Annotated in this window: 23 protein-coding genes and 1 pseudogene; 8 read left to right on the top strand and 16 right to left on the bottom strand. The window is 68.1% G+C overall.

The features are described 5' to 3' along the window. Positions 1-61: 61 nt before the first annotated feature. The 5 genes and pseudogenes from maiA to AB4851_RS07410 form a co-directional block, all read right to left on the bottom strand. Positions 62-733, bottom strand: coding sequence for a maleylacetoacetate isomerase (gene maiA / locus AB4851_RS07430; protein ID WP_414449080.1), 672 nt, complete (start codon positions 731-733; stop codon positions 62-64). Continuing rightward, entirely contained in the window at positions 726-2,081 is a 1,356-nt protein-coding gene (gene fahA, locus AB4851_RS07425) for a fumarylacetoacetase (RefSeq protein WP_414449079.1), read from the bottom strand. The genes maiA and fahA overlap by 8 nt, the downstream gene beginning before the upstream one ends. Continuing rightward, the gene (gene hmgA, locus AB4851_RS07420) at positions 2,078-3,415 is read right to left on the bottom strand and encodes a homogentisate 1,2-dioxygenase (protein ID WP_414449078.1); all 1,338 of its coding nucleotides are present in this window, start codon (positions 3,413-3,415) and stop codon (positions 2,078-2,080) included. The genes fahA and hmgA overlap by 4 nt, the downstream gene beginning before the upstream one ends. Before the next feature lie 290 nt (positions 3,416-3,705). Further along, positions 3,706-4,506 (bottom strand): YkgJ family cysteine cluster protein, encoded by an 801-nt coding sequence (locus tag AB4851_RS07415; protein ID WP_414449077.1) that lies wholly within the window; start codon positions 4,504-4,506, stop codon positions 3,706-3,708. Between the two features lie 380 nt (positions 4,507-4,886). After that, positions 4,887-5,237, bottom strand: a pseudogene (locus AB4851_RS07410) (transposase); the annotation flags it as partial. A 215-nt stretch (positions 5,238-5,452) separates the two neighbouring features. On the opposite strand from AB4851_RS07410, the gene AB4851_RS07405 reads away from it, so the two are divergent. Further along, positions 5,453-7,810, top strand: a complete 2,358-nt coding sequence (locus AB4851_RS07405) for an ATP-binding protein (RefSeq protein ID WP_414449076.1) — start codon at positions 5,453-5,455, stop codon at positions 7,808-7,810. A gap of 67 nt (positions 7,811-7,877) precedes the next feature. Next, on the top strand, positions 7,878-8,318 hold the full coding sequence (locus AB4851_RS07400) for a response regulator (protein ID WP_414440130.1): 441 nt from the start codon (positions 7,878-7,880) through the stop codon (positions 8,316-8,318). Positions 8,319-8,385: 67 nt separating this feature from the next. Here the strand turns inward: AB4851_RS07400 and AB4851_RS07395 are convergent, their stop codons facing one another. The 8 genes from AB4851_RS07395 to AB4851_RS07360 form a co-directional block, all read right to left on the bottom strand. Further along, positions 8,386-10,125, bottom strand: a complete 1,740-nt coding sequence (locus AB4851_RS07395; protein ID WP_414449075.1) for a PAS domain-containing sensor histidine kinase — start codon at positions 10,123-10,125, stop codon at positions 8,386-8,388. Continuing rightward, positions 10,064-10,648: a biliverdin-producing heme oxygenase gene (locus AB4851_RS07390; protein WP_414449074.1), complete on the bottom strand. Its 585-nt coding sequence runs from the start codon at positions 10,646-10,648 to the stop codon at positions 10,064-10,066. Before AB4851_RS07390 ends, AB4851_RS07395 begins: the two co-directional genes overlap by 62 nt. 338 nt (positions 10,649-10,986) lie before the next feature. Next, positions 10,987-11,352, bottom strand: a complete 366-nt coding sequence (locus AB4851_RS07385; protein WP_414449073.1) for a response regulator — start codon at positions 11,350-11,352, stop codon at positions 10,987-10,989. A gap of 6 nt (positions 11,353-11,358) precedes the next feature. Next, a complete protein-coding gene (locus AB4851_RS07380) occupies positions 11,359-12,900 on the bottom strand; it encodes an RAD55 family ATPase (RefSeq protein ID WP_414449072.1) in 1,542 nt (513 codons plus the stop codon). A 406-nt stretch (positions 12,901-13,306) separates the two neighbouring features. Continuing rightward, positions 13,307-13,648: a hypothetical protein gene (locus tag AB4851_RS07375; RefSeq protein WP_414449071.1), complete on the bottom strand. Its 342-nt coding sequence runs from the start codon at positions 13,646-13,648 to the stop codon at positions 13,307-13,309. A gap of 31 nt (positions 13,649-13,679) precedes the next feature. Beyond that, positions 13,680-14,240: a hypothetical protein gene (locus AB4851_RS07370; protein WP_414449070.1), complete on the bottom strand. Its 561-nt coding sequence runs from the start codon at positions 14,238-14,240 to the stop codon at positions 13,680-13,682. Between the two features lie 14 nt (positions 14,241-14,254). Further along, positions 14,255-14,605 (bottom strand): hypothetical protein, encoded by a 351-nt coding sequence (locus AB4851_RS07365; RefSeq protein ID WP_414449069.1) that lies wholly within the window; start codon positions 14,603-14,605, stop codon positions 14,255-14,257. A 105-nt stretch (positions 14,606-14,710) separates the two neighbouring features. After that, positions 14,711-15,025, bottom strand: a complete 315-nt coding sequence (locus AB4851_RS07360; protein WP_414440138.1) for a hypothetical protein — start codon at positions 15,023-15,025, stop codon at positions 14,711-14,713. 395 nt (positions 15,026-15,420) lie between these two features. Between AB4851_RS07360 and AB4851_RS07355 the strand changes: the two genes are divergently transcribed. Further along, positions 15,421-16,008 carry a TetR/AcrR family transcriptional regulator gene (locus tag AB4851_RS07355; protein ID WP_414440139.1) on the top strand — a complete coding sequence of 196 codons (588 nt, stop codon included), beginning with the start codon at positions 15,421-15,423 and terminating at the stop codon, positions 16,006-16,008. A 110-nt stretch (positions 16,009-16,118) separates the two neighbouring features. Continuing rightward, positions 16,119-16,823, top strand: coding sequence for an SDR family oxidoreductase (locus AB4851_RS07350; RefSeq protein WP_414449068.1), 705 nt, complete (start codon positions 16,119-16,121; stop codon positions 16,821-16,823). A gap of 120 nt (positions 16,824-16,943) precedes the next feature. Here AB4851_RS07350 and AB4851_RS07345 read toward each other — a convergent pair whose 3' ends face one another. After that, positions 16,944-17,657: a response regulator gene (locus AB4851_RS07345; RefSeq protein WP_414449067.1), complete on the bottom strand. Its 714-nt coding sequence runs from the start codon at positions 17,655-17,657 to the stop codon at positions 16,944-16,946. Positions 17,658-17,926: 269 nt separating this feature from the next. Here AB4851_RS07345 and AB4851_RS07340 point away from each other — a divergent pair, with 269 nt between their 5' ends. Further along, a complete protein-coding gene (locus AB4851_RS07340) occupies positions 17,927-19,069 on the top strand; it encodes a porin (RefSeq protein ID WP_414449066.1) in 1,143 nt (380 codons plus the stop codon). A 201-nt stretch (positions 19,070-19,270) separates the two neighbouring features. Here AB4851_RS07340 and AB4851_RS07335 read toward each other — a convergent pair whose 3' ends face one another. Together AB4851_RS07335 and AB4851_RS07330 are read right to left on the bottom strand one after the other, a co-directional pair. Beyond that, positions 19,271-20,836: a methyl-accepting chemotaxis protein gene (locus AB4851_RS07335; protein ID WP_414449065.1), complete on the bottom strand. Its 1,566-nt coding sequence runs from the start codon at positions 20,834-20,836 to the stop codon at positions 19,271-19,273. Between the two features lie 428 nt (positions 20,837-21,264). Continuing rightward, on the bottom strand, positions 21,265-22,272 hold the full coding sequence (locus AB4851_RS07330; protein WP_414449064.1) for a P63C domain-containing protein: 1,008 nt from the start codon (positions 22,270-22,272) through the stop codon (positions 21,265-21,267). Between the two features lie 550 nt (positions 22,273-22,822). Here AB4851_RS07330 and AB4851_RS07325 point away from each other — a divergent pair. From AB4851_RS07325 to AB4851_RS07315, 3 genes are read left to right on the top strand one after another with little or no spacing between them, the layout of a single operon-like run. Further along, complete coding sequence (locus tag AB4851_RS07325; protein WP_414449063.1) at positions 22,823-23,548, top strand: (2Fe-2S)-binding protein; 726 nt, start codon at positions 22,823-22,825, stop codon at positions 23,546-23,548. After that, positions 23,548-24,528, top strand: a complete 981-nt coding sequence (locus AB4851_RS07320; protein ID WP_414449062.1) for an FAD binding domain-containing protein — start codon at positions 23,548-23,550, stop codon at positions 24,526-24,528. The genes AB4851_RS07325 and AB4851_RS07320 overlap by 1 nt, the downstream gene beginning before the upstream one ends. Before the next feature lie 49 nt (positions 24,529-24,577). Next, positions 24,578-26,809 carry a xanthine dehydrogenase family protein molybdopterin-binding subunit gene (locus tag AB4851_RS07315; RefSeq protein ID WP_414449061.1) on the top strand — a complete coding sequence of 744 codons (2,232 nt, stop codon included), beginning with the start codon at positions 24,578-24,580 and terminating at the stop codon, positions 26,807-26,809. The last annotated feature ends 13 nt before the right edge of the window (positions 26,810-26,822 follow it).

Below are 26,822 nucleotides of genomic sequence, written 5' to 3'. Positions count from 1 at the left end.
ATGCAAAAACGGCGCGAGCCGAAGCATCGCGCCGCGTGGCAAGGCTGCCGCGAATCGCCCGTCAACGCGCGGGCGGCGGCTCCGCATCGGGCTGCACTGCCGGCTCGGCCGCGGCGAACGCGGGCAAGGCCGACGCGTGCGCGTACAAGCGCATCAGCGTGGGATACGCATCGAGCGGCACGGCAAAACGTTTCGCATTCCAGATTTGCGGCACGAGGCACAGGTCGGCCAGCCCCGGCGTGTCGCCGAACACGCATCGGCCCACGCGCGAATCGGCCGCCAGCCGCCGTTCGAGCGACGCGAAACCCGTCTCGATCCAATGCGCGTACCACGCGCTTTTCTGCGCATCGCTCACGCCGAGCGTGCCCTTCAGATAAGCAAGCACGCGCAGGTTGTTGACGGGATGGATCTCGCAGGCCACCTGCAACGCCACCGAGCGCACGAACGCGCGATCGGCCGGCGCGGCGGGCAGCAGCGGCGGCTCGGGCCAGCACTCGTCGAGATACTCGACGATGGCGAGCGACTGCACGAGCGGCGGCGCATCGCCGTCGATCAGCGCGGGCACGAGGCCGTCGGGATGGATCGCACGATAGGCCTCGCCCAGTTGCTCGCCGCCGCCGCGCAACAGATGCACAGGCGCCTGCGCGGCGTCCAGCCCCTTCAGGTTCAGCGCGATGCGCACGCGATACGACGCCGAGCTGCGGAAATACGTATGCAGCGTGAGATCAGCCATCGCGGCGCTCCCCGCCGGCCAGTTCGATACCGCCCGGAATGCCCGCGAGCGCCGGCAGGATCGTGCCGACGCACGGCCCGAAGCCGATCCGGTAGCCGTCGCCCTGGCAGTGGCCGGCCAGCGTCAGCGTATCGCCGTCCTCGATGAAGCTGCGCGTGCCGCCGCCGTTCAGCGCGAGCGGTTCCTTGCCGCCCCAGGTCAGCTCCAGCAGGCTGCCGAACGCATCCTTCTGCGGCCCGCTAATGGTGCCCGAGCCCATCAGGTCGCCCACGCGCGTGTTGCAGCCCGACACGGTGTGATGCGCGAGCTGCTGCGCCATCGTCCAGTACATGTGCCGGAAGTTGGTACGGCTGATGACGGTGGCCTCGCTCGCGCCTTCCGGTTGCAGCAGCACGTCGAGGCGGATGTCGAAGCCGTGCTCGCCCGCGTGGCGCAGATACGGCAGCGGCTGGGGCTCCTGCTTCGGCTGCGCGACACGGAACGGCTCCAGTGCGTCGAGCGTGACGATCCACGGCGAGATGGTGGTGGCGAACGTCTTCGAATTGAACGGCCCGAGCGGCACGTATTCCCATTGCTGGATGTCGCGCGCGCTCCAGTCGTTGAGCAGCACCATGCCGAAGATGTGCGACTCGGCCTGCTCGCAGGCCACCGGCTCGCCGAGCGCCGTGGCCTGGCCGATCACAAAGCCCGTTTCGAGTTCGATGTCGAGCCGGCGGCATGCGCCGAACACCGGACGCGCCTGGTCGGGCAGCTTCAACTGGCCGAGCGGGCGCCGCACCGGCGTGCCGCTGACCACCACCGACGAGGCGCGGCCGTTGTAGCCGATCGGCATTTCCGACCAGTTCGGCAGCAGCGCATTCTTCGGATCACGAAACATCGAGCCGATGTTGGTGGCGTGTTCCTTCGACGAATAGAAATCGGTGTAGCCCGGAATCTCGACCGGCAGATGCAGCGTCGCGTCATCCATCCGCGCCAGCACGCGCTCGCGCAGCGCAGCGTCGTCGCGCAGTCGCGGGTTGTCGCGCTCGAACAGCGCGCTCAATTGCACGCGCACCGCGCGCCATGCCTCGCGGCCGAGCGCGATGAAGGCGTTCAGCGTGGGCGCGTCGAACACCGTGTGCGCATCCGCGCCGGGCACCGCGAGCAGGCCGGCCTGCGCCAGCGCGCTCAGGTCGACGATCGCGTCGCCGAGCGCCACGCCCGCGCGGGGCTGCGCCGATTTCGCGTCGCTGAAAATGCCGAACGGCAGGTTCTGGATCGGGAAATCGCAACCGGCGGCGTTCGCCGAATCGAGCCAACTGCGCAGCGAAGGCGCGAGCGTGTCGTTGAGGTCGGTTACGGCGGTCATCGTTGCTCCGGGTTGAAGTGTTTCGTGAGGTCTTGCCAGCAGCGGTAGTAGTTCGCCTGCAATTGCGAGGTGTCGAGCGCGAAGCGCGTCGGGCGGATCAGCGTGCGCGTCTCGAACATGAAGGCCATCGTGTCGCCCACCTTGTGCGGCGTCGATGTATCGGACGCCGAAGCTTTCTCGAACGTGCCCGCATCCGGCCCATGCCCCGACATGCAGTTGTGCAGGCTCGCGCCGCCCGGCACGAAGCCGTCGGCCTTGGCGTCGTACGCGCCGTGCACCAGGCCCATGAACTCGCTCGCGACGTTGCGGTGGAACCAGGGCGGGCGGAACGTGTCCTCGGCCGCCAGCCAGCGCGGCGGGAAGATCACGAAATCGAGAGTGTCGACGCCCGGCGTGTCGCTCGGCGCCTGCAGCACCAGGAAGATCGACGGATCGGGGTGATCGAAGCTGATCGAGCCGATCGTGTTGAAGCGGCGCAGGTCGTAGCGGCACGGCGCGTAGTTGCCGTGCCAGGCCACCACGTCGAGCGGCGAATGGCCGATCTTCGCGCGCCAGAGCCGGCCGTTGAGCTTGGCCACCAGTTCGAATGCGCCCTCGCGATCCTCGTAGGCGGCGTGCGGCGTTTCGAAATCGCGCGGGTTGGCCAGGCCGTTCGAGCCGATCGGGCCGAGGTCGGGCAATTGCAGCGCCTGCCCGAAGTTCTCGCAGATATAACCGCGCGCCTCGCCGTCCGGCAGCGCCACGGTGAAGCGCACGCCGCGCGGAATCAGCGCGACCTGCTGCGGCTCGACATCGATCCGGCCCAGCTCGGTGGCGATGAACAGGCGGCCCTGCTGCGGCACGATCAGCAGCTCGCCGTCGGCGCTGTAGAAGAAGCGGTCCTGCATCGAGCGGTTCGCGGCGTACACGTGGATCGCGCAGCCGTTCATCGCGGCGGCCGAGCCGTTGCCGGCCATCGTCACCCAGCCGTCGATGAAATCGGTCGGCTCGGCCGGCATCGGCAGCGGGTCCCAGCGCAACTGGTTCGGCGGCGTGGGCGGCACGTCGGCCGAATCGGCCGCGAACTCCGAGACGAGCGCGCGCGCACGCTCCAGCGGCTCGAACGGCAGATGCACGGCGGCCGGGCGAATCCGGTACAGCCAGCTACGGCGATTGTGGGCGCGCGGCGCGGTGAACGCCGTGCCGGACAACTGCTCGGCATACAGGCCGTACGGCGCGCGCTGCGGCGAGTTGCGCCCTTCGGGCAGCGCGCCCGGCAGCGCCTCGGTCGCGAAGTGGTTCGCGAAGCCGGGCTGGTAACCGGTTTCGCCCGGTCGGCTCAAGTCCAAGGTCATGTTCGATCTCCGGTCCGGCGACACGCGACATGCGCCCGCCTCAGCAAATTTTTACGCATTGTATAACTCATTACGCATAAATTAATCTGCGTTTACCCGTAGGCGGTGGGCGGGCACGCGGCGGGATCGCCTCACGAACGGGGAGCAATGGGCGTGCGCGGGCCGTGGCGCGAGGCGCACCGGGAGAACGGGAAGACGAGCAGAAAACCGAAAAGCGTGGCAGCGAAGCGAACGCCCCGCCGGCAGGGAATCAAGGGAGCCAGGCCGCCACGACGGCGGCCCGGCGACGCTCAGGACGCGTCGAACATCCCGAAGTAGAGAAACGCGCCGGGCGGCTGCGCGCGGTCGAGCGCACCGCTCGCGCCGACCTGCGCGAGCGCGTCGACGGTCTGCTGGCGGTTGGTCACGAGCGTCCAGTCGGTGGACGACAGCGTGTCGGCGGCGGCCTCGTTCGGCTCGCCCGGCTCGATCATGTCGGCCGGCAGCGCGTGCAGCACGTCGAGCAAGCGCGCCGGCTCCGGCGACAGGATCAGGAAGCCCTCGTTCGACACCGACGCCTGGCCGATGCCGAGCGCCTCGCAAATCGCCCGCTTGGCCGGCGCGGCGCGCGCCTGCTCGACACGGCTGCGCTCGGCGGCCTCGCGCGCGGAGGCCTCGACGATCACGCCGCCGGCGATCAGCGGCTGCGTCGATGCCCACGCCTCGGGCGGGCAGCCCTTGTTGGCGGGCACCAGCGGAATGAACGGATTCATCTCGGCCGGATACACGCGGCACACCATCGGCCGGATCTCGTAGGCCGTGCAGCGCATGGCGTCGTCGAGGTTCGGGCAAGGGCCGGAGAACGAGGCGGCCAGCGTCATGTCCACGCGAATCGGCAGCGAACCGCTCGCGGCGGCAAAGCTGCGGTCGCGCTTGTAATGGCCGAAGGCGTTGTCGGGTTCGGGTTCGGCGAGCCAGGGCACGGCTTCGCAGAGGATGTCGACGCGGCCGCCGCGTTCGAGCCAGGTGCGGGCTTCGGCGGGCGTGACGGGCAGGCGCAGGTCGTGGCAGCAATTGCCGCACGACGTGCAGTGAAACGGGATATCGCTCAACGGGGACCTCGTTCGTCGCGTCGGCCGCTGTCGTGTCGAATGCGGCCTGATTCTGGCGACGAACTATAGCGAGTTTCGGGCGGCCGCGTGTGGCCCTTGATTGGCCCTTGAATGGCCCCTGAACGGCCGCCGAAACTACGCGCCTCGCGCTGCGGCGCTCAACCGGCCTCGGGGGCGCCGCGTTGCGGCTGGACCACGCGCGGCGCGGGCTGGACGGCCAGCACGGGCGCCGGCACCGGAGCGGGCGCGGAGATCGGAGCCGAGACCGGCGCCAGCGCCGAGATCGGCGGCGGCGGGCAGGCCGCGCCGGCCGGCTGCACGCCGAAACCGATCTGCGGGGCACCCGCTTCGGCCGCCGCGATCACGGCGGCGCGCACCTCGGCCCCGGCCGCGCGCTTCGGCCGCGATTCGATCTGCACGCGCGACCAATCCACACGCGCCGCCGAGCGCATCTGGCCCATCAGCACGGCGTGGATCTGGGCCCACACGCCGGCCTGCTGCCAGTCGCGCAAGCGCCGCCAGCAGCTCATGCCCGAGCCGAAACCCATCTCCTGCGGCAGTTGCCCCCACGGAATGCCGGTTTCGAGCACGTACAGGATGCCGGCCATCACGGCACGATCCCCCAGCGGCTTGCGGCCCGGGTAGCGCGTGCGACGCGCCTTGGCCGGGGGAATCAGAGGCTGGATCATCGACCACAGCGCGTCGTCAAGCGTCGGCATCGCTTCGTTCATGGCTCTCTCGGATTGGGATTCTCGGTGCTCATTAAAGCGAGCCACCCTGCCCTTGTCTGTCCTGTAAATCCGGTCCACGCGCAAGATCGGCAGGCCCGTGCGGCGGGCATTCTGTGATCGCACGCGACGCCTCGCCCGCCCCGCCCGGCGCGGCTCCCAGCCGCAGCGCACCCGCCCGCTGTGCGAAAATGCCGACACCCCAGCCCGGAGAGCCCATGGCAGCCCCGATCCCGTCTGTTTTCGATGCGAACGACGCCGACTGCGCACGCGAACCCATTCACATCCCCGGCGGCATCCAGCCGCACGGTTTCCTCCTGTCGATCGACGACGATGGCCGCGTCCTGCAGGCCAGCGAAAACGCCGTCGAACTGGTGGGCGGCACGCCCGACGCGCTGCCCGGCCGCCCGCTGGCGAGCTTCGTCGGCGCAACCTGGGCGGCCGCCATCCTCGCCGCGCTGCACGAGCACGATCCGAACGGCCTGCCGCTCTACGTCGGCTCGATGGACGACCCGCGCACCGGCCGCCCCCGCCCGTCGCCGTTCGCGATCATCGTGCACCGCCACGATGGCCTCGCGATCGTCGAACTGGAGCCCGCGCGCGGCACCACCGAGGTGTTCTCGTCGATGTATCCGCTGGTGCGCACGTTCATCAACCAGTTGCAGGACGTGCAGACCACCGCCGGCCTGGCCGATCTGGCCGCCAGCGAAGTGCAGCGCATCACGGGCTTCGGCCGCACGCTGGTCTACAACTTCGACGAGCAGGGCAACGGCCACGTGCTGGCCGAGCGCATCGAGCCGGGCTACGCGTCGTACGCCGATCAGCACTTCCCGGCCTCCGACATCCCCTCGCAGGCGCGCGCGCTGTACGTGCGCAACCGCATCCGCCTGATCGCCGACGCCGATTACCGGCCGGTGCCGCTGGTGCCGCCGCTTCATCCGTCGACGGGCCGCCCCACCGACCTGACCTACGCGTCGCTGCGCAGCGTCTCGCCGGTGCACGTGCAGTACATGAAGAACATGCGCACGTATTCGTCGATGTCGATGTCGATCGTCGTGCGCGGCAAGCTGTGGGGGCTGATCTCGTGCCACCACGAAACCGCGCGCGTGCCGCCGTTCGAGGTGCGCACGGCCTGCGAGCACATCGCGCAGGTGCTGTCGCTGCAGATCGAGGCCAAGGAGGATCACGCCGAGGCCGAACTGCGGCTCGACCTGCGGCACATGCTGGCGCGGCTGCTGGCCTCGATGGCCGATACGGAAAGCTTCGTCGACGCGCTGGCCGCCGACCCGAGCGACCTGCTCAAGCTCACGCATGCGGCGGGCGTGGCGATCGTGTTCGAGGGCCGCGTGGTGCTGGCCGGCGTCACGCCGCCGGAGGCGCAGGTGGGCGAGCTGGTCAAATGGCTCGACACCCAGATCGAGGAAGTGTTCTGGACCGACAACCTCGCCCGCGACGTGCCGGTGATCGAGGCCAGCCCCGATTACGCGGGCGCGCTGGCCGTGTCGATCTCGCGCCTGTTCCGCAACTACATCGTGTGGTTCCGGCCCGAGGTGGTGAAGACCATCAAATGGGCCGGCGACCCGCGCGAGAAGCTCGCGCCGATGGCCGATTCGCTGTCGCCGCGCAAGAGCTTCGACGTGTGGACCGACACCGTGCGCGGCTTCTCCCCGCCGTGGCGGCCGGCCGAACGCGAGATCGCGCTCGATTTCCGCGCCGCGCTGCTCGGCATCGTGCTGCGCCGCGCCGAGGAACTGGCCGAGCTGGCGCTCGAACTGGGCCGCGCCAACCAGGAACTCGAAGGCTTCTCGTACACCGTCTCGCACGACCTGCGCGCGCCGCTGCGTCATATCGTCGGGTTCGCCGATCTCCTGCAGGAAATGGAGATGGCGAACCTGTCGGAGCGCGGCCGGCACTTCGTCGATCGGATCGTCAATTCGGCGCGGGTGGGCGGCAAGCTGGTGGACGACCTGCTGTCGTTCTCGCGCATGGGCCGCTCGGCGCTGCGCCCGCAGCGCGTGGATCTCGACGCGATGCTGGCCACGCTGATGGCCGACGCCGACAAGGACGCCGCCCCGCGCAGCATCGTCTGGCAGGCCGGCGCGCTCGGCGCGGTGATGGCCGACCCGGTGCTGATCCACCTGGTACTGCGTAATTTGGTGGAGAACGCTGTAAAATTCTCCGCCTCTCGCACCCCCGCGCGCATCGAAATCGGACGCTACGCGGGCCAACACGAACTGGCCGGGCAGGACGTGTTCTTCGTCAGCGACAACGGCGTGGGCTTTGACATGCGCTATGTCGACAAGCTGTTCGGCGTGTTCCAGCGGCTGCACCATGTCGACGAATTCGACGGCACTGGCATCGGTCTTGCTTCGGTGAAACGGATCGTCGAGCGACACGGCGGCCAGGTATGGGCGCACGGCGAGCTCGAACAGGGCGCGACGATCTCGTTTTCGCTGCCGCGGGTGTTTGCCGGCTCGGAGACGGAATTCGAGGAAAGCGCGAACAGCGCCGCCGCCCGGCTCGAAGCGCTGGCACCGGCGCGACGTTCGAAACCGGTGCCGAAAGATCAGAAATAACGCGTATCGCACGACAGCCCGATGCGGGCCTCATCCCGGCATCGGCAATTCAAGTAACGGAGCAAGTGTGTTAAGACCGATTCTTCTGGTGGAAGACAACCCTGACGACATCGAACTGACGATGATCGCGCTCGAAAAGACGCGGCTCGCGAACCCCGTGGTTTCGGTGCGGGACGGCGAGCAAGCGCTGCAGTTCCTGCGCCGCGAAGGCAAGTGGGCCGACCGGCCCGACCAGAGTCCGGCCGTGATCCTGCTCGACAAGAAGCTGCCGAAGATCGACGGGCACGAAGTGCTCAAGAGCGTGCGCGGCGACGCCAGTCTGCGCCACATTCCGGTGGTGATGCTCACGTCGTCGCGGGAAGAGCAGGATCTGCTACGCAGCTACGATCTCGGCGTGAATGCCTATGTCGTCAAGCCGGTGGCGTTCGACGATTTCATGGCCGCGATCAACGATCTCGGCATGTTCTGGGCGGTGCTGAACGAACCGCCGCCCTACCAGCAACGCTGACGCCGCCGCGCGAGGCCTGCCGCGCCTCGCGTCGCCGCTTTGCGGCAGCCCTTGCCGGCCCCCCCGGTCAGACGAACTTCGGCAAGCGCACGCGGAACGTCGCGCCCTGCGCCGGCCCGTCGCTCTCGGCGACGATCTCGCCGCCCTGCCGGTCCATCAGATTGCGCGCCAGCCACAGGCCGAGGCCCAGCCCGGCAACGCGGCCGCCGCCGTCGACGGTGGATTGCTGAAAGCGCTCGAACACGCGCTCGTGCATGCCGGCCTCGATACCGCGGCCGGTGTCGCTCACCACCAGCTCCACCTGATCGCCCACGTACGCGATCGACACCTCGATGGTGCCTTCCTGCGTGAACTTCACGGCATTGGTCAGCAGGTTCCAGACGATCTGCTTCATGCGGTGTTCGTCGGCCATCACGGTGGCCGGCATCAGGCGGTCGGCGAGCAGCGTCAGCCCCTTCGCCTCGATCATCACCCGCATGTCCTCGATCACGATGCCGGCCAGCGCGCCCAGATCGACCGGGCGCGGGAACACCGACAGCTTGCCGGTCACGATCGCGCCGCTGTCGAGCAGGTCGTCCACCATGTGCGCGAGCTGGCGGCCGTTGCGGTTGATCACCTCGCCCGCGCGCGCCACCAGCGACGGCTCGGGCGAGCGCCGCATCAGTTCGCACCAGGTCAGGATCGCATTGAGCGGCGAGCGCAGCTCGTGGCTGACCGTCGTGATGAAGTGATCCATCGCGGTGGCCATGCGTTCGCTTTCCTCGCGCGCGCGCTTCTCGGCCGCCGCCGTGGCCTGGCTTTCGAGTTCGGCCTGCTTGCGGTCGGTGATATCGAGCGTGAAACCGAGCACCGAACTGAGCACGCCGTTGCCGTGATAACGGGCCACGCCGCGCACGAGAATCCAGCGCGGCGCGCCGACCCGCCAGCCCACCCGGAAATCCACCTCGAACTGGCCGTGCGCGTCGAACGCCTGCGTCATCGCCGCGTGCAGGCGGGCGCGGTCGTCGGGATGGACGATCTCGTCGAACCAGCGATCGCGCGTGAGCGCCTCGTCCAGCGCCACTCCGAGATTGGTGCGGCACTGGTCCGTGCATTCGATGCGGCCGGTCAGCGGCTCCAGCTCCCACGCGCCGACCTGCGAGAACGCCATCGCGATCTCGAGCCGTTCCTGGTGCTCGCGCAACTGGGCGCGCGCCTCGTCGGCCACCACCTGGCGCAACTGCGCCTGCGAGCGCAGCTTGGCGCGCTCGCGCTGATCGCGTTCGTACTCGGCCACGTGATCGGTGGCCTCGCTGACGAGCACCGCCATCGCGCCGGTCAGCACCGGATCGGCCGATACCAGCGGCGTGGTCTTGATGCGCCAGTAGCGCGGCACCTGCGCCGGCTCGCCGCCGTCGGACGGCATCGGCATCGGCATCTCGTAGCGGAACACCGGCGACCATGACGATTCGCGACCCGGCGGCGCCTGCAGGGCGTCGTCGAGCCATTCGCGACGCGCCTCGCGCTGCGCGGCCGTGCCGAACTGGTTGATATCGTGGATATGCAGGCCAACCACCGCGTCGAGCGACACGCCGAGCAACTCCAGATAGCGGCGGTTCGCCAGCACCACCTCGTGCCGCGCGTTGACGATCAGATAGGCTTCGGGCAGGCAATCGAAGGCGGCGGCCGCCGCGCTCAGGGCGGCGATGCCATGTGAAGGGCCGAGGGCGTCGGCGCGGAAATCGTTCATGGTCGTGCAGCCCGCCTCACGCCGCCACGGTGGCTGCGCGATGCGCACCGGCCAGGCCCACCAGGCGATCGAACGCATCGCTCGCGCCACGGCACGCATCGGCGATCTGGGCCGGCGTCGCGACTTCCGCGGCCAGGCTGCGCACGAACGCCTTCCAGCGCGCCGACAAGCCGTGGCGGCCGGTCGCGAGGAAGCCGAGCGGATGCGGCGCGAGCCGCTCGTGCAGGCGCTGGTACAGCACCGCGCCGCCCATCTGCGAACCCTCGATCACATAGCTGACGCCCCAGCGGTAGGCGCTGCTCGCGCCGGCCGGCCACCACGGCGCAACCGCGGCCGGGCCGGGTGGTACGACGTGGTGCGGCGCGGCGGCCAGATCGGCGTCGATCAGCGCGACGCGGCTCACGGGCGGCAAGGCCGCCGGATGCGCGGCGGCGCCGTCGCCGCACGCGGCGAGCCACGGTTCGAGCGGCGCGAGCCAGGCGCGCAACACCAGCAGATGCGCGAGGTAGTCGCGCAGGTCGGCCGATTGCGCCGACAGCGGCATCAGGTGGTGGAGTTGTTCGTGCTGCTCGCCGGTCGCGTCGCGCAGGCCGGCCAGCACGGGGGGGATGGCGGAAGCGGCGGAAGCGGCGGGTACAGCGGACGATGCGGAAGCACGACCGGCGGCTGACAGCGCGCGAGCGGTATCGGCGGCAGGCGCTGCCGCGCTCCCGGCCATGGCGGGGGACGGCGATGTCGCGGCGGCATCGGCCAATCGGGATTCGTCCGGCATCGGAATCGGTTCCTCGGTTGAACTCCGCCGCGAGCGGCATGAAACGCGGCGGATGAATCGGTCAGCGCACCTGGCGCGGCGCGCCGCCGACACCAGCGCGACTATCTCACGCTCATGCCGGCGGCGCACGTTTTAATCACCTGCGAAGCTCGCCCTTTGGCGGCGGCTCAACCTGCCCCATCCTCGCCGAGACGCCGCTTGATCATCGCGTGCAGCGTGTCGAACGCCAACGGCTTGCGCGCGTAGTCGATCGTCGGATTGTGGGCCATCGGGAAATCGAGCGCCGCGCTGCAGAAGATCACCGGGATCGCCTGCCAGCGCGGATCGCCCGCCAGCGCCGCGCACAGTTCGACGCCCGACATCACCGGCATCATGTAATCGGTGACGATCAGATCCGGCACGGTTTCGCGGATGCGGTCGAGCGCGATCGCACCGTTCGACGCCGTGACGACCGCGTAGCCGCATTGCTCCAGCAGCAGACGCCACACGGTCAGCATGTCGAACTCGTCGTCCACGACCAGGATGGTTTTCATCGCCGGCTAGCCATCCGTCATCGGCCGGTGCAGCATGGTCGTCAACCCTTGCGACGACAGCAGGCCCGACGCGCCGATCGCGTTCGGCGTGACGTCGAGGCCATCGGAGGTAATGATCAGTTCGCGCAGCGAGGTGTCGTGCGCGCTCTCGCGCTGCTTGACCACCGACACCATGCGGCGCAGGCGGCCGTCGGCCTCCACGTAGCGCAGCAGGATCAGGTTCTCGGTCAGCGCCGACAGCCGCATGCCCTTGCCGTGCGCCGGGTCCGCATAGAGCGGCAGTTCCTCGGTCAGCAGCGTGGTGATGCCCGAATCGCGCAGCGCGTGCGTGAACGCGTTCAGGAACAACCCGAAGCGCGCGGGCCGCAGCGCCGAATCGCGGAAACCTTCCATGCCGTCGATCACGAGCCGATCCGCGCCCGAGCTGCGGATCAGATCGAGCGTGGTGGCGGCCAGTTCGTCCACTTCGAGTTCGACGGCCGGCTGCCACTGCATGATCAGCCGCCCGTCCGCGAAGCCCTCGCGCAGCCGGATGCCGACCGTTTCGGCCTTGCCCACCAGCCGCTGCGGCGATTCGTAGAAGCCCAGGTACACCACCTTCTCCCCGCGTTCGACGCCGGCCTGCAGGAACTGCAGCGCGAGCAGCGTCTTGCCGACGCCGGCCGGGCCGATCAGCGTGGTGGTCGAGCCGCGCACGAAGCCGCCGCCGAGCAGGTGATCGAGGTGCGGCAGGCCGGTGCCGAGCCGTTGGCTCAGGTCGCGTTCGTCCTCGAGATTCGCGTAGCGCGCCTCCAGGCGCGGATACATCGCGTGGCCACGGCCGGTGATGCGGAAGAAATGCTTGCCGAGCATGTGATTGCGCGCGCGCATCTTGTGCACTTCGATCTCGCGCGCGCGGCGCATGCCGTCGCTGTAGCGGTTCAGTTCGATCAGGCCGTCCACCAGCGTGTGTTCGGGGTGCGGCTCGTTGCCGGACAGCGGCGCGAGCAGCAGCGTGGTGCAGCCCATGGCCGCCACCAGCGCGTTGAGCTCGTGGATGAACTTCGACAGCGACAGCTCGGTTTCGCTGAATTCGCGCGCGCTGCGGAAGCCGTCGATGATCAGCAGGCCCGGGCGGTAATGCGTGAGGCTGGACGCGATCAGCTTCAGGAAGCCGTCGAGGCCGTCCTTCATCAGCTCGTGATAGCCCGACACGAACATCATCTGTTGGGCGACGGCGGCCGGATCGAAGAACTCGAGCCCGTTCAGGTGGCCGAGCAGCTTGTCGTGCGATTCGGCGATCAGCGTCATGTAGAGCACCCGCTCGCCGCGCTTGACGCGGTGGAAACCGATCTGGCTCGACAGGATGGTCTTGCCCGCGCCGGCCATGCCTTCGATCAGGTAAAGGCCGCCACGCACCAGGCCGCCGCCGAGGATCTCGTCGAGCCCCGGCACGCCCGTCTCCACGTTCTCGGGCAGCCCCATGCCGCGCGGTGCGAGCGCCCCGGACGGCGTGCTCGATTGTGGGTCGGGCGCCGGATGTTGCGGCTCGGATTCGTCCTGGATCATGTTCAGTCGTTCAGATGTCGATGGCAGTCCCGGCGGGCCGGGCACATGCGCGCCCGATGATGGCGGCGGCGTTTGAGTCCCGCGATTCTAACGTGCGCGGTGCGGGCTGCTCGTCTTTAATCGCAGCAAAAGCCGCGCCCGGCGGCAACCGGGCGGGGGGACGGCGGGGTGGACGCAGGCGCTGGGCGGGTTGGCGGTGGGCAGTTCGGCGCTGGTGCTCGGTGCTCGGTGCTCGGTGCTCGGTGCTCGGTGCTCGGTACTCGGCTTTCGGTGCTCGGCTTTCGGTGCTCGGCTTTCGGTGCTCGGCTTTCGGCTTTCGGTGCTCAGTGCTTAACCCTCGACGGTTCGCCGCTCGACCACCCGCCACCACGCCCAGCCAAAGCCGGCACGATGGCCGGCACAACGCTCAGGCCGCCAGGCCCGTCATCAGGACGGATGCGACGGGCCGGTGGCTGACCATCTTGTTCCAGACCGGCGACGGCATCGCGTCGATCACCGTGGTGGCCACCACGCGCGCGGCGTCGATCGTCGGTTCGAGCACGCGGCGCAGGCCGCGGCCCGTTTCGATATCGGACACGGTGTAGCGCGGATGGCCGTCCGGCGCGAACAGCGGCGAGCGGTGGACCGCCCAGGTGCGGCCGCGGCATTCGAACGGCATGCCCACCGTTTCCAGCCAGCCGCCGTTCAGCGCGATATGGAATACCACGCCCTCGATCCGGCGCGGGGCGTCCGGTCGGGGGTACATCATCGATTTTGCGTTCATGGGGAACCTCGATTCGTCAAACCTGGATGTCTCGTCCACCGCTCGGCGGCGCGATTTTTTTCAATGCAATTGCAGAATTCGGTCTGTCACACGGGCCCGCGGGGATCGGCGAGCGCCCGGTGAACACGTAGTGGTGCAGCTCGGCCTGCGCATCGAGATAGCGCTGCGACGGCAGCGTGGCGAGCCGCGCGTCGAACGCCGTCATCAGGCGCTCCAGCTCGCGGCGCTCGTCGTCGCGCAGCAGCTCGGCCGCGCCGCCGCGCAGGCGGAGGTAGCACTGTTCGAGCGCGCGTTCCGCGCGGCGGTACGGCGCGGCTTCGTCGTCGATCTCGCACGCATCCCACCCATCGCCCGCCTCGTCGGCCTGCCGCGCGGCGGCCCGCGCCGCGCGCCCTGCTGCCGGCGAACGCAGCAGATAGGCGATCTGCACCGTGCTCAACAGCAGCGCCAGTTGCTCGGGCGCGGCTTGCGCGCCGCGCAGCAAGGCCAGCGCGAGGTGATGGCGCAGGCGCACGCGGCGCAAGGCTTCGGCCGGCAACGGCAGCAATTGCGAGCGGTTCAGCGGGCGTCGCTTCATGGCGGCTTCCGTGCTCAGGCCGCCGCGCGCAGAGCCGGCGTCACCGCCAGCGCCGCGATGCGCTCGGCAAGCGCGATCACCTCGTTGGCCGCGCCGGTCTCGAACGGCGTCAGGTGCAGCTTGTCGGCCTGCAACTCGCGGATCGCCACCAGCCCGTGCACGTTCACGTAGGCCGCCACCACCGCCCATATCTCGGTGTCCACCCAGGCGCTGGCCGGCAGGTTCAGGCCGATCCGGCCCGCCGCCACCAGCGCGCGGTAATCGCGGTCCTCGCGCAGCGGCGCGACCGACAGCGGCAGGTTCAATTCGAAGCCGGCGCGCGTAAGCGCCGTGAGGACGTCGTGGGCGGACTGCGTGGCGATCATCGGGAATCCTGTGAAGGGGCAGGCTCTGGGTGCGCGCTTCGGGCGCGCCAACCATTCGGGAAGCGGCACGCGGGCACCCGGCCCACCGTGCCGCCGCATTCACGCTCAGGCCGGCGGCCGCACGGTCAGGAAGCACCAGCCGAAGTAGCAACCGGTTACCCCGCCCGTCACCAGCAGCGTGGCCAGCGTCCACGACACCACCGACGACGCGAACCAGGCCTCGTAAGCGCCCCACGCAGACAGCACGTACAGCAGCGCCGCATACACCACCGCCCGCATCAGGCGGAACACCGTCTGGGTGCGACGCAGCGCGCCTTCCAGCGGGCTGCGCACAGCCACCCGGAGGGCATCCCACATCGACCAGCACACCATCGCGAACAGCCCGACGGCAATCAACCTCACTAACAGTGCTTCGTTCATTGGTCTCTTCCTTTTTGTAGAAATTACACCTCGGCTCGGTGCCGTAGTAATTCGGCACGCCGCCTAGCGACGACAAACGCCCGGCCCACAAGGTTTAGCGGGCGATTGGAGCTCGATGGGCGATACCTAAGGGCAAGAAACGGGCCAGCTTGAAACAGGGCGGGAGGACGGCAGAATGTCGAGGTGATTTCGGACAGACGTGCTTTTTTACGAACCGCGCAAACAAGGGAAAAGCGAGCCAGGGAATCGCACTCAAACGCGAGCCGAAATCGACCCGGGCCGGCCACACGCGCCATCGCCCCCAATCGTTCGCGCCCCATGAAAAACTGCTTGCGCCGCCCCGGCCGCATCTCATATGATGCACATCATATTACGATCATCATATGAACCCAGCGATGAAACCGTCCGCCGCCCGTACCCGCAAGGAAGCCACCCGCGAACGCATCCTCGATGTCGGCAGCCGCGCTGTGCGGCGCGCCGGGTTCCACGGCGTGGGCATTGCCGACGTGATGAAGGAAGCCGGCCTCACGCACGGCGGCTTCTATGCGCACTTCGCCTCGCGCGACGCGCTGCTGTGCGCCGCGCTCGACCAGGCGGCCGGCGACAGCATCGCCGTCATGGAGGCGCAGGCGGCGCGGCTGGTGGCGGCGGGCGTCGATCCGTTCCGCGCAATGATCGAAACCTATTTGTACGACGGCGTGATCGCCGACCGCGAGCAAGGCTGCGCGGTGGCGGCGCTGTCCTCGGAGATGCCGATCCAGTCCGAGGCCGTGGTCGGCGCCTCGCGGCAGGTCGTGCAATATCTCCACCGCCACGTGCAACGGGCGCTGCCGGACGGCCTCGCCGCCGACGCCGCCTGGGCGATCGTCAGCACGCTGCTCGGCGCGCTGCAACTGGCTCGCACGCTCGGCGACAACGACGCCGGCCGTGCCGTGCTGAGCGCCGCCAAGCAGGAACTGCTGCACCGCTACGCCCCCGCCTGATTCCGTTTTCCGCGCCGGCCGACGACGATCACGGCCGGCGCCCGGGTTCGCCCAAAAATATGATGATCGTCATATCAACACGACGCGCTCGGCGCGAAAGGATGCTTCTCATGAAACTCGAAGGTGCGGTGGTTTTCATCACGGGCGCGAATCGCGGCCTCGGCCTCGAACTCGCGAAACAGGCGCTGGCGCGCGGCGCGAAGAAGGTCTACGCGGCGGCGCGCGACCCGTCGACGGTGACGCTGCCCGGCGTGACGCCGATCCGGCTCGACGTGACCGATGCCGCGCAGGCCGAGGCGGCCGCGCGCGAGTGCGGCGACGTCACGGTGCTGATCAACAACGCGGGGATCGGCCGGATCGGCAGCCTGCTGTCGGACGAAGGCCCGGCGGTGCTGCACGAGCAACTGAATACCAACCTGATCGGCATGCTGAACGTGACGCGCGCGTTCGCCGGCATTCTCGGGCGCAACGGCGGCGGCGCGCTGCTGAACATGCTGTCGATCCTGAGCTGGGCCAACACGCCGATGATCGCGGGCTACGGCGTCAGCAAGGCGGCCGCGTGGGCGCTGACCAACGGCCTGCGCCACGAGCTGCGCGCGCAGGGCACGCTGGTGACGGGCTTCCACGCCGGCTATATCGATACCGACATGATTCGCGCGTTCGACGTGCCGAAGGCGCGCCCGGAGGACGTGATCCGCGTGGCGCTCGATGCGGTGGAAGCGGGCGAAGAGGAAGTGCTGGTGGACGAGCCGACGCGGCAGGTCAAGGCCGCGCTGTCGGGCGGGGTCTACCTGAAGGACGTGCTCGCCGGCTGAAGCTTGGCGATGGCGGGCGGCGCCACCCGATTGCCGCCCCGCCCACCACGCATTGGCGTTTCATTGACGTTTTCTTCACACCGGCCGCGCCATCATGCGCGCCGGGTCATCGAACCCCGCTCACGCCTCGTAGCCCACCTCGGCCACCAGCATGTAGCCCGCGTTGCGCACGGTGCGGATCAGCGTGGCCTGGCGGGCGTTGTCGTTGAGGGTCTGGCGCAGCCGGCTCACGCACACGTCGATCGAGCGGTCGAGCGGCGTGAGGCCCTTGTCGAACACGCGGTCGAGCAGGAATTCGCGCGACAGCGGCCGGTTCGGATGGTCGAGCAGCGTGCGCAGCGTGCGGTAGTCGGAGCCGCCCAGCGACACCACCAGGCCGTCCGGCGCGAGCAGTTGCTTCATGCGCGTATCGAGCCGCCAGCCGGCGAAGCGAATCCAGGCGCTGGCGTCGGCCGTACGCTCGCCGGGCATGGCGCGCGTGCGGCGCAGCACCACCTTGATCTTGGCGACCAGCTCGCGCGGATCGAACGGCTTGGGCAGGTAGTCGTCGGCGCCCATTTCGAGGCCGAGAATCCGGTCGAGCAGGCCGCCCCGCGCGGACAGGATGATGATCGGCACGCCGTGTTCGCGGCGCAGGTCGCGCGTGATGTCGAGGCCGTCCTCGCCGTCGAGCATCAGGTCGAGCACGATCAGGTCGATCGCGGTGCGCCGCAGGATTTGCTTCATCTGCGTGCCGTCGCTGGCTACCTGCACCTGGTAGCCCATTTCGCGCAGGTAATCCTGCAGCAATTGCCGGATATGGGGGTCGTCGTCAACGACCAGGATGTGATCCATCGTCATGTCTGGGGAAAGCGCGAGGGTCGCGCCAACGCAATCCATTACAAAAAGGCATGGCGCCAACACATCGCCATTACAAGCCGCCCTTAGAGTCTCGCGCTGTAAATAGAAATCGTTCGTGTTTCGGAATATAGCACGCCGTTTTGGCCGGTTTCACTGCTTGCAGCGAAACCGGCCAGGCCATTCCACGACACCGGACTTCTTGCGCCGCGACCCGCACCGGCCGGCGCCCGACCCTCGCTGTTCCTTTCCGACGACAGACATTCATGAAGCAGACGACCCTCGCCGTCGCCGCCTGTGCGGCCCTGATCACTTGCACGGCGCACGCCCAGAGCAGCGTGTCGCTGTACGGCATCATCGACGCCGGGCTCGTGTATACGAGCAACGCGGGCGGCAACAAGCAGTTCCAGGCGGCCAGCGGCTCGGTGACGGGCAGCCACTGGGGCTTCGCCGGGCGCGAGGACCTGGGCGGGGGCACCTCGGCGGTGTTCACGCTGGAGAACGGCTTCAGCGTGATGAACGGCTCGCTGCGCCAGGGCGGGCGGCTGTTCGGCTTTCAATCGTGGGCGGGCCTGGCGAACCGCGATCTCGGCACGCTGACGTTCGGCCGCCAGTACGACGCGCTGGTCGACTACCTCGCGCCGCTGAGCTTCACGGGCCATCACCCGGGCGGCAACAACCTGTCGGCGCACCCGTACGACAACGACAACCTGAACAACTCGTTCCGCGTGAACAACGCCGTCAAGTACGCCAGCCCCGATTTCCACGGCCTGACGTTCGGCACGCTCTACGCGTTCTCGAACGAGGCCGGCGGCTTCAGCGACAACCGCGTCTACAGCGCGGGCGCCGCGTATCACACCGGCCCGCTGACGGTGGCGGCCGGCTATCTGCAGGCCAACAACGGCGGCAGCGCCAACACCAATGGCGCGATCACGCTGACCGAGCGCACCTTCGTGGCGGCGCTGCAGCGCACCTACGGCGCGGGCGTCAATTATCGGCTCGGCCAGGCGCTGCTCGGCTTCGTCTGGACCCGCACGCAACTGGGCGGCCTCGCCACCATCAACGGCGCGAACGGCCTGAGCCTCGCGCAGAACGGCCAGGGCGCGAGCTTCAGCAACTACGAAGTCAATGCGCGCTACCTGCTGACGCCCGCGTTCAGCCTGAATGGTGAGTACACCTACACGCAGGGCGCGATCTCGAACACGACGGGCGGGCATCGCCCGCACTGGCACGAGGTGTCGATGCAGGCCGATTACCTGCTGTCGAAGACCACCGATCTGTATGCGCAGGTCAGTTACGAGCGCATCGCGCCGGATGGTTCGGGGCTTGGGGCCGATGTCAGCGGGCAGACGCCGTCTACTACCAATCAGCAGACGGTGGTGGGGATCGGGATGCGTCATAAGTTCTGACGGGGGTGTGCGGGGGGGGTGTGGTTGCGCCTCGCTGGGTTGTTTGCGGTTTGCGGTTGGCGGTTGGCGGTTGGCGGTTGGCGGTTGGCGGTTGGCGGTTGGCGGTTGGCGGTTGGCGCTGGGCGCTGGGCGCTGGGCGCTGGGCGCTGGGCGCTGGGCGCTGGGCCGCTCAAGCACTCAGGTGCTTGAGCGTTCAATCCTTCAAACCGCCGCGCCTTCGGCCACACGGAACCACGACACGGCCGCGTGCAGGCTCTCGCTCTGCCGCTCCAGCGAGGCCGAGGTGGCCGACGCCGTCTCCACCAACGCTGCGTTGTGGGCGGTGCTGGCCTCCATCTGCACCACCGACGCGTTGACCAGCTCGATGCCGGACGACTGCTCGCGCGACGCCAGGCTGATGTCGGCCATGATCGCGTTGACGCTGCGCACCGCCTGCAGGATTTCGTCCATGGTCGCGCCGGCGCGCATCACCAGCGCGCTGCCCTCGTCGACATTGGTGGAGGACGCCACGATCAATTCCTTGATCTCCTTGGCCGCCGACGCCGAGCGCTGCGCCAGCATGCGCACTTCCGACGCCACCACCGCGAAGCCGCGCCCCTGATCGCCCGCGCGCGCCGCCTCGACGGCCGCGTTCAGCGCCAGGATATTGGTCTGGAAGGCGATGGACTCGATCACGCCGACGATGCCGACGATGCGCGTCGAGCTGTCCGAGATCGAATCCATGGTGCGGATCACCTGCTTCACCACCTCGCCGCCGCGCGACGCGATGTCGGATGCGCGCGTCGCCAGTTCGCTGGCGTCGTGGGCGTTGTCGGCGTTCTGGCGGACCGTCGCCGTCAGTTGCTCCATGCTGGCCGCCGCCTGCTGCAACGACGAGGCCTGCTCGCCCGCGCGCGACGACAAATCGCGGTTGCCGCCTGCGATGTCGCGCGCGTCGAGCCGGATCGCATCGGTGCCCGCGCGCACCTCGCCCACCACCCCGGCCACGCGCTGGCGCATCGCGTCGAGCGCGGTCAGCAGGCGATCCATCTCGTTGCCACGGCCGGTGTCGATGCGCCCGGTCAGGTCGCCCGCCGCGATCTTCGCGAAATGCCCGACCGCCGCATCGATCGGTCGCACGATCGCGCGCGTCAGCCCGCGATGCGCGACGAATCCCGCCACCAGCGCCACCACCCCGGCGATGCCGAACGCCGTCAGCGCCATGCCGAAGCGGCTTGCCGCCTGCTCGTAGCGCGCGCGCTGGCGGTCGACCTGGAGCGCCTCCAGCGCCGTCAGCGCCTGCTGGTATTCGTCGAACCATGCCGCCGGCATGTCGCGCTGGGTGCCGAGGAAATCGACCAGGTTGTCGCTGTCGAGCTGCTTCAGCCCCTTCTCGAACGCTTGCGACAACAGCCGCTCGCGCTTGGCGAGCAGCGTGTCGAGCAGGGTCTTTTCGGCCGCGTCGGGCTGGTGCAGCGCGCGGTAGGCGGCCAGTTCGCGGTTGCTGTCGTCGAGCAGCGCATGCAGGCGGTGGATGTCGGCGGCGGCCGGCTTGCCCGCACTGATGATCTGTTCGACGTTGCCGAGGCCGACGCGCATCATCAGCATCCGTTCCGAGCTGGTCTTCAGATGCACCACCGAGGCGGTGTCGTCGCGGTACATCGCGTCGAGCGCGCCGTTGCTCTTGACGAGCGAGAACGCCGCCGCCGCGATCACCAGCATCAGCAGCGTCGTACAGCCGGCAATCGTGGCGGCGAGCCCGCCGCGGATCGTGAGGGTTCGAAACATGGTCGGCCAGGAAAGGCGCAGGCGCGGCGTGGCACGCACCGCCTGCGGGAATCGAAGGAATACGACCCGGGCGTCGCGCGCGGGAGCCGGCATGCGGACGCCGCATGCCTCATTGCGTGCTAACGGATGCGGGGATTTTTGACTTTTGCCGGGATGCGACGGCAAACCGTCGAATTGCGCCATGGGGCTTGGGGATCGACGTTTTCTTGATTCGCCGGTTTCTGGAATCGCCAGCGTATCGACTGAGTGGTGTCCTGATGGCGTGCTGTTGTTTGATGTGACTAGATAATCCAGCAGTTGGAATTTTGAAAGAAATTCGTCCTGGTAGCGAATTTTCAATTTATTTTCGGATTCGGGAGGCTGACCTGAGGGTGATTTCGGTGTGGCACAAACAAAAAGCCCCGCTTGAAGCGGGGCTTTAAATCGACCTATTGGCCTCGGTCGTCCTCTTCAAGTTCGAGCGGAACCGTATCTCCGAATCGAGGGTGAATACGGTTGAGCTTCGAGATGAAATCTGCGTAGTTCGACGACAGCTTCATGATGGTTGTCACGGACGCCAAATGCTCCCTCAATTTTGGGTGGCCGATATCCTGCGTCAGCCGACGATGTAGGTGAGCCTTGCGCTCACCTTTCTTAGCTAACGCTTTCAATTCGCTAAGAAGTCCCGGGGCGAGGCGCCCATACACCACATCATTTGTCAAAACGCCGAAATATTGGGGGCGGAAATTCGGATTCTCAGGGGGATAGTTCAATCCTCGAAGACGAAACATCTCTTCGTAATATTCGGGAGAAAAGGTACGCACATATGGTTGAAGCTCCTTAGCGACGAATTTCTCTAGGATTTGAGCAAGCGCGTCGCGCGCCCGATCCTTTTGGTAGCCGGTGGCTTCGTCGACCAGCGCGATAATTCCAACCCTAGCGAAACCTCGCACCAAAATCTCACATTGCGCCGCGATATGTTCTTGCTGTTTTTGCAGTGAGCCAGCGGCACGAGCCGCAAGCACGGCGTCGCAGATATCAGCCAACAAAGTGGCAGGGTACCCATTTGCGACGCCTCCGCCACCACTATGAGCGAATCTGATCGGGTGCTGGATCAGCGCCATCATTTCATTGTTTATAAAGGGAGAGATGGCTTTCCCGCCTGCAAATCCGGTCAGTCGATCAGCCCCGCCTTGCCCTGATCCATAGGTCATTCCCAGACCTGCCACCATGCCGCGCTGGGACAAAACGCGCGTCCCATCTTCCAGCACGTAGCAAGGGATTTCGACGTCCCCGATTTTCAGCGGATGATCTGCCGATCCATGCGTGGCCTTCGGGAGTGCCTTATTAGCCTCTCGCACTGCGACAGCATTCTTGGCACGTTCTGTCCGCTGTTCATCAGTCAGCTTTGCTGCCGCCGCCTTACCACCCTTCGCCTTTCCTTTTGCTTCAGTCATCTCAGGTTCTCTTCTTTTGGAAAGCCTGAATCTTATCTATCAATTATCAGTTTTGCAAGATTCATCTATCATTTTTACGAAAATTTAGATGTTTTTCGCCTCGCCCCTCTAACGCCCCAATGCCTCTCCACCCCGTCGCCGATACCGTGATTGCACATGCGCCGTCGATTTCCTCCGCACCTCGTCGCAAGAACTCCCGCACCTAACGCCATGATCGGCACCGCCCGATGACGCCCACCTGACACCACCGCCATCCCACATCCCCAATCGCCAACGCTCCACTCACCCCCCCAGGCACACCACTTGCCCTCCCCCACCCAATAAATCGCACCCCGAAATATCCCCCCACATATAGCGCCACCTCCCCCACCCCCATCTGGTTGTACACGAAACCATTTCCCCCGCGATTGATGAGTTTTCCTTCACACCTCTTGCAAAAAAACACGACTAGTCCCACCTCGCGCGAAGCGGTTTAATCAACATCGCGCGCGCACTGCCGCACTGCGACGCGCCTCCCCACCGATACCGCACAAACACCGGAAGCCCGCCGATGACCCTCGATCCGAAACCGCTCGCCCCCGAGGCTGGAGGCGGCAGCGGCGCCACCGCATCCGCCCACCAGGACCATCCCACCGCGTCCCGCCCCGCGCTGTCGCGCCGCCGCTTCCTGCAGGCAGGCGCCTCGGGCGTGGCCGCCGCCGGCACCGGCGGCTGGCTGCCCGGCGCGGCCGCCGCCGAACTCGACGCACCACCCGCCCCCGCCGCACCGCCCCCCGTCGCCGATGCCACCGATCCGAACCTGCACGTCACCGTCAACGGCGTCACGCATCAACTGCGCGTCGCGCCGAACGTGATCCTGCTCGACCTGCTGCGCGACACGCTGCAACTGACCGGCACCAAGAAAGGCTGCGACCACGGCCAATGCGGCGCGTGCACCGTGCACGTCAACGGCGTGGCCGTGAACTCGTGCCTGTCGCTCGCGCTGATGCACGACGGCGACGAAGTCACCACCGTCGAAGGGCTGGCCCGCAACGGTCACCTGCACCCGGTGCAGCAGGCGTTCTGGGATCACGACGCCTACCAGTGCGGCTACTGCACGGCCGGCCAGATGATGAGCGCGGTGGCCGTGCTGCGCGACGCACGCATCCCCGCCGACGACCACTCGGTGCGCGAAGCGATGAGCGGCAACATCTGCCGCTGCGGCGCGTATCGCAACATCGTCGCGGCGATCCAGGATGCGCGCGGCAAACTCGGCAACGGCGGGAGGGACGCCTGATGCGCAACTTCGATTACGTGCGCGCCGACAGCGTCGCCAACGCCCTGGCCGCCCGCGCGCAGGATCACACCGTATTCCTGGCGGGTGGCACCACGCTGCTCGATCTGATGAAGCTCGACGTGATGCGTCCGGCACGCGTGGTGGACATCCACAAGCTCAAGCTCGACGCCATCGAGCCGCTGCCCGACGGCCGCGTGCGGATCGGCGCGATGGTCAGCAACACCACGCTCGCGCGCGACGAGCGCATCCGCCGCGATTACCCGGTGCTGTCGCAAGCGCTGCTGTCGGGCGCGAGCACGCAACTGCGCAACAAGGCCACCACCGCCGGCAACCTGATGCAGCGCGTGCGCTGCGGCTATTTCCGCGATGGCGTCTCGCCGTGCAACAAGCGCGAACCGGGCTCGGGCTGCGCCGCGATCGGCGGCCTGAACCGCAACGTGCACGCGGTGCTCGGCGGCAGCGAGCATTGCATCGCCGCGCACCCATCCGACATGTGCGTGGCGATGGCGGCGATCGGCGCGCGCGTGCAGGTGCAAGGCCCGCACGGCGAGCGCGAGATCGATTTCCTCGATTTCCATCTGCTGCCGGGCAGCACGCCGTGGCGCGAGCACGCGCTCGACGAAGGCGAGATGGTCACGCACCTCGTGCTCGACGCGCCGCTGGCGGGCAGCCGCTCGGCCTACCTGAAACTGCGCGACCGCGCGTCCTACCAGTTCGCGCTGGCATCGAGCGCGGCCATCGTGGTGGTGCGCGGCGGCACGATCGAAACGGCGCGGCTCGCGCTCGGCGGCGTGGGCACCAAGCCGTGGCGCGCGCTGGCGGCCGAACGCGCGCTGACCGGTCAGCCCGCCACGCTCGACAGCTTCGCGCACGCCGCGGCGCTGGCGATGCAGGGCGCACACGACTACGGCCAGAACGGCTTCAAGATCGCACTCGGCCAGCAGGCCGTGGTGCGCAACCTGCAAACGATCACCGCCTGAGGCCCACGCCGATGACCCCTCTTTCCCCTACGACACCGCGGAGCCAAGCATGAGCGATACGATCGTCGGACAGCCGGTGAAACGCGTCGACGGCCGCCTGAAGGTGACGGGCGCCGCGCGCTACACGGCCGATCAGCATCCCGCCGGGATGGTCTACGCCTACGGCGTGTTCAGCACCATCGCAAGCGGCCGCATTACCCGGATCGACACGCGCGACGCGATGCGCGTGCCGGGCGTGATCGACATCCTTCATCACGAACACGTGCCGCGCCTGTACCGCCCCACCAAGAGCCCGATCTCGCTGCCCACCGTGCTGCGCGCGAGCATCACCGACGAGTCGCGCGTGCCGTTCGAGGACGCCACGGTCAACTACGCCGGGCAGTTCGTGGCGCTCGTGATCGCCGATACCTTCGAGCACGCGCGCGAGGCCGCCTGCCGGGTGGCCGTCAGCTACGCGTCGAACCCGGCGATCGCCACGCTCGACCAGGGCCTGGAAAAAAGCGGCACGCGCGACGGCGGCCGCGGCCACACGCGCGGCGAGCCCGAGCCGGCCTTCGACGGCGCGCCGTATCGCATCGACGTCACCTATCGCACGCCCGTCGAAACCCACAACCCGATGGAACTGCACGCCACCATGGCGAGCTGGGAGAACGGCCGGCTGCATGTCTATGAAGCGTCGCAGGGCGTGACCGTGCATCGCAACACGCTGGCCGGCGTGTTCGGCCTGACGCCCGAGCAGGTCACGGTGGAAGCGCCGTTCATCGGCTCGGGCTTCGGCAGCAAGCTGTTCATGTGGCCGCATTCGGTGGCGGCCAGCGCGGCGTCGCTGGCGGTCGGGCGGCCGGTTCAACTGCTGGTGCCGCGCGCGCAGATGTTCACCACCACCGGCCATCGCCCCGAAACCAAGCAGCGGCTGCGGCTGGCGGCCGACGCGAGCGGCAAGCTCACCTCGCTGCGGCACGAGTCGATCAACACCACGGCGATGACCGATTCGTTCACCGAGAATTGCGGCGGCGTCTCGCGCGTGCTGTATTCCTGCCCGAACGTGCTGGTCAGCCACCACACCACGCGCGTGAATCGCGGCTGCTCGACCTCGATGCGCGCGCCGGGCGCGGCGCCCGGCCTGTTCGCGCTGGAATCGGCGATCGACGAACTCGCGCTGGCCGCCGGGCAGGACCCGCTCGCGTTCCGCCTGAACAACCTCTCCACGCGCGACGAAACCGTCAACCTGCCGTGGTCGAGCAACCATCTGCCCGAGGCGATCCGCACCGCCGCCGAACGCTTCGGCTGGGCCGCGCGCAATCCGGCCACCGGCGCGATGCGCGACGGCCGCGAGCTGATCGGCTACGGCATGGCCGCCTGCAACTGGGACGCCTATCGCGCCCCGGCCGAAGCGCGCGTGCAACTGGGCAGCGATGGCGGCGCGCAGGTCAATTGCGCGATTCAGGACATCGGCACCGGCACGTACACGATCGCGGCGCAGATCGTCGCGAGCCTGACCGGCCTGCCGGTCGAGAAGATCAAGGTGAAGCTCGGCAGCTCGGATTACCCGCCCGCGCCGATGTCGGGCGGCTCGTGGGCCACCTCGAGCGTGTCGCCGGCGATCGCCGAGGCCACCCGCAACGCCATCACGCAACTGAAGACGCAGGCCACCGCCGACGGCGCGCCGTTCGCCGGCGCGAAGCCCGACGACCTGCGCGTCGACAACGGCCGCCTGACCGACGGCAAGCGCAGCGCCACGTTCGACGCGATCCTGAAGTCGCGCCGCATCGCCAACGCCGAAGGCTTCGCCAGCAGCCCGGCCGCGCCCACCGGCAAGGTCTCGTTCCGCTCGTTCGGCGTGCATTTCGTGGAGGTGCGCTGGGACCCGGGCATTTCGCATCTGCGCGTGGCGCGGGTGGTCAGCGCGATCGACGTGGGCCGCGTGATGAACCCGCTGACCGCCCGCAACCAGGTGGAAGGCGCGATCGTGATGGGCGTGGGCATGGCGCTGTTCGAGGCCACCGAGTACGATCCGCGCACCGGCCTGCCCGGCAACAACAACTACGCCGAGTACCCGGTGCCGGTGCACGCCGATCAGCCCGAGATCGAGGTGATCTTTCTCGATCATCCGGATTACGAACTGAACGAGTTCGGCGCGCGCGGCGTGGGCGAGATCGGCATCACGGGGCTGGCGGCGGCGGTGGCGAACGCCGTGCATCACGCCACCGGGCAGCGCATCCGCGAGCTGCCGATCACGCTCGACAAGCTGCTCGACCCGGCCGCGCCGGTGTTCGTCTGAGCGGCGTACCTTC

The sequence above is a fragment of the Burkholderia sp. 22PA0099 genome (assembly GCF_047497165.1).
In the GTDB taxonomy this organism is placed as follows: domain Bacteria; phylum Pseudomonadota; class Gammaproteobacteria; order Burkholderiales; family Burkholderiaceae; genus Burkholderia.
The sequence above is the reverse complement of the archived record's forward strand: the minus strand, read 5'-3'. Positions and strand labels throughout refer to the sequence as shown.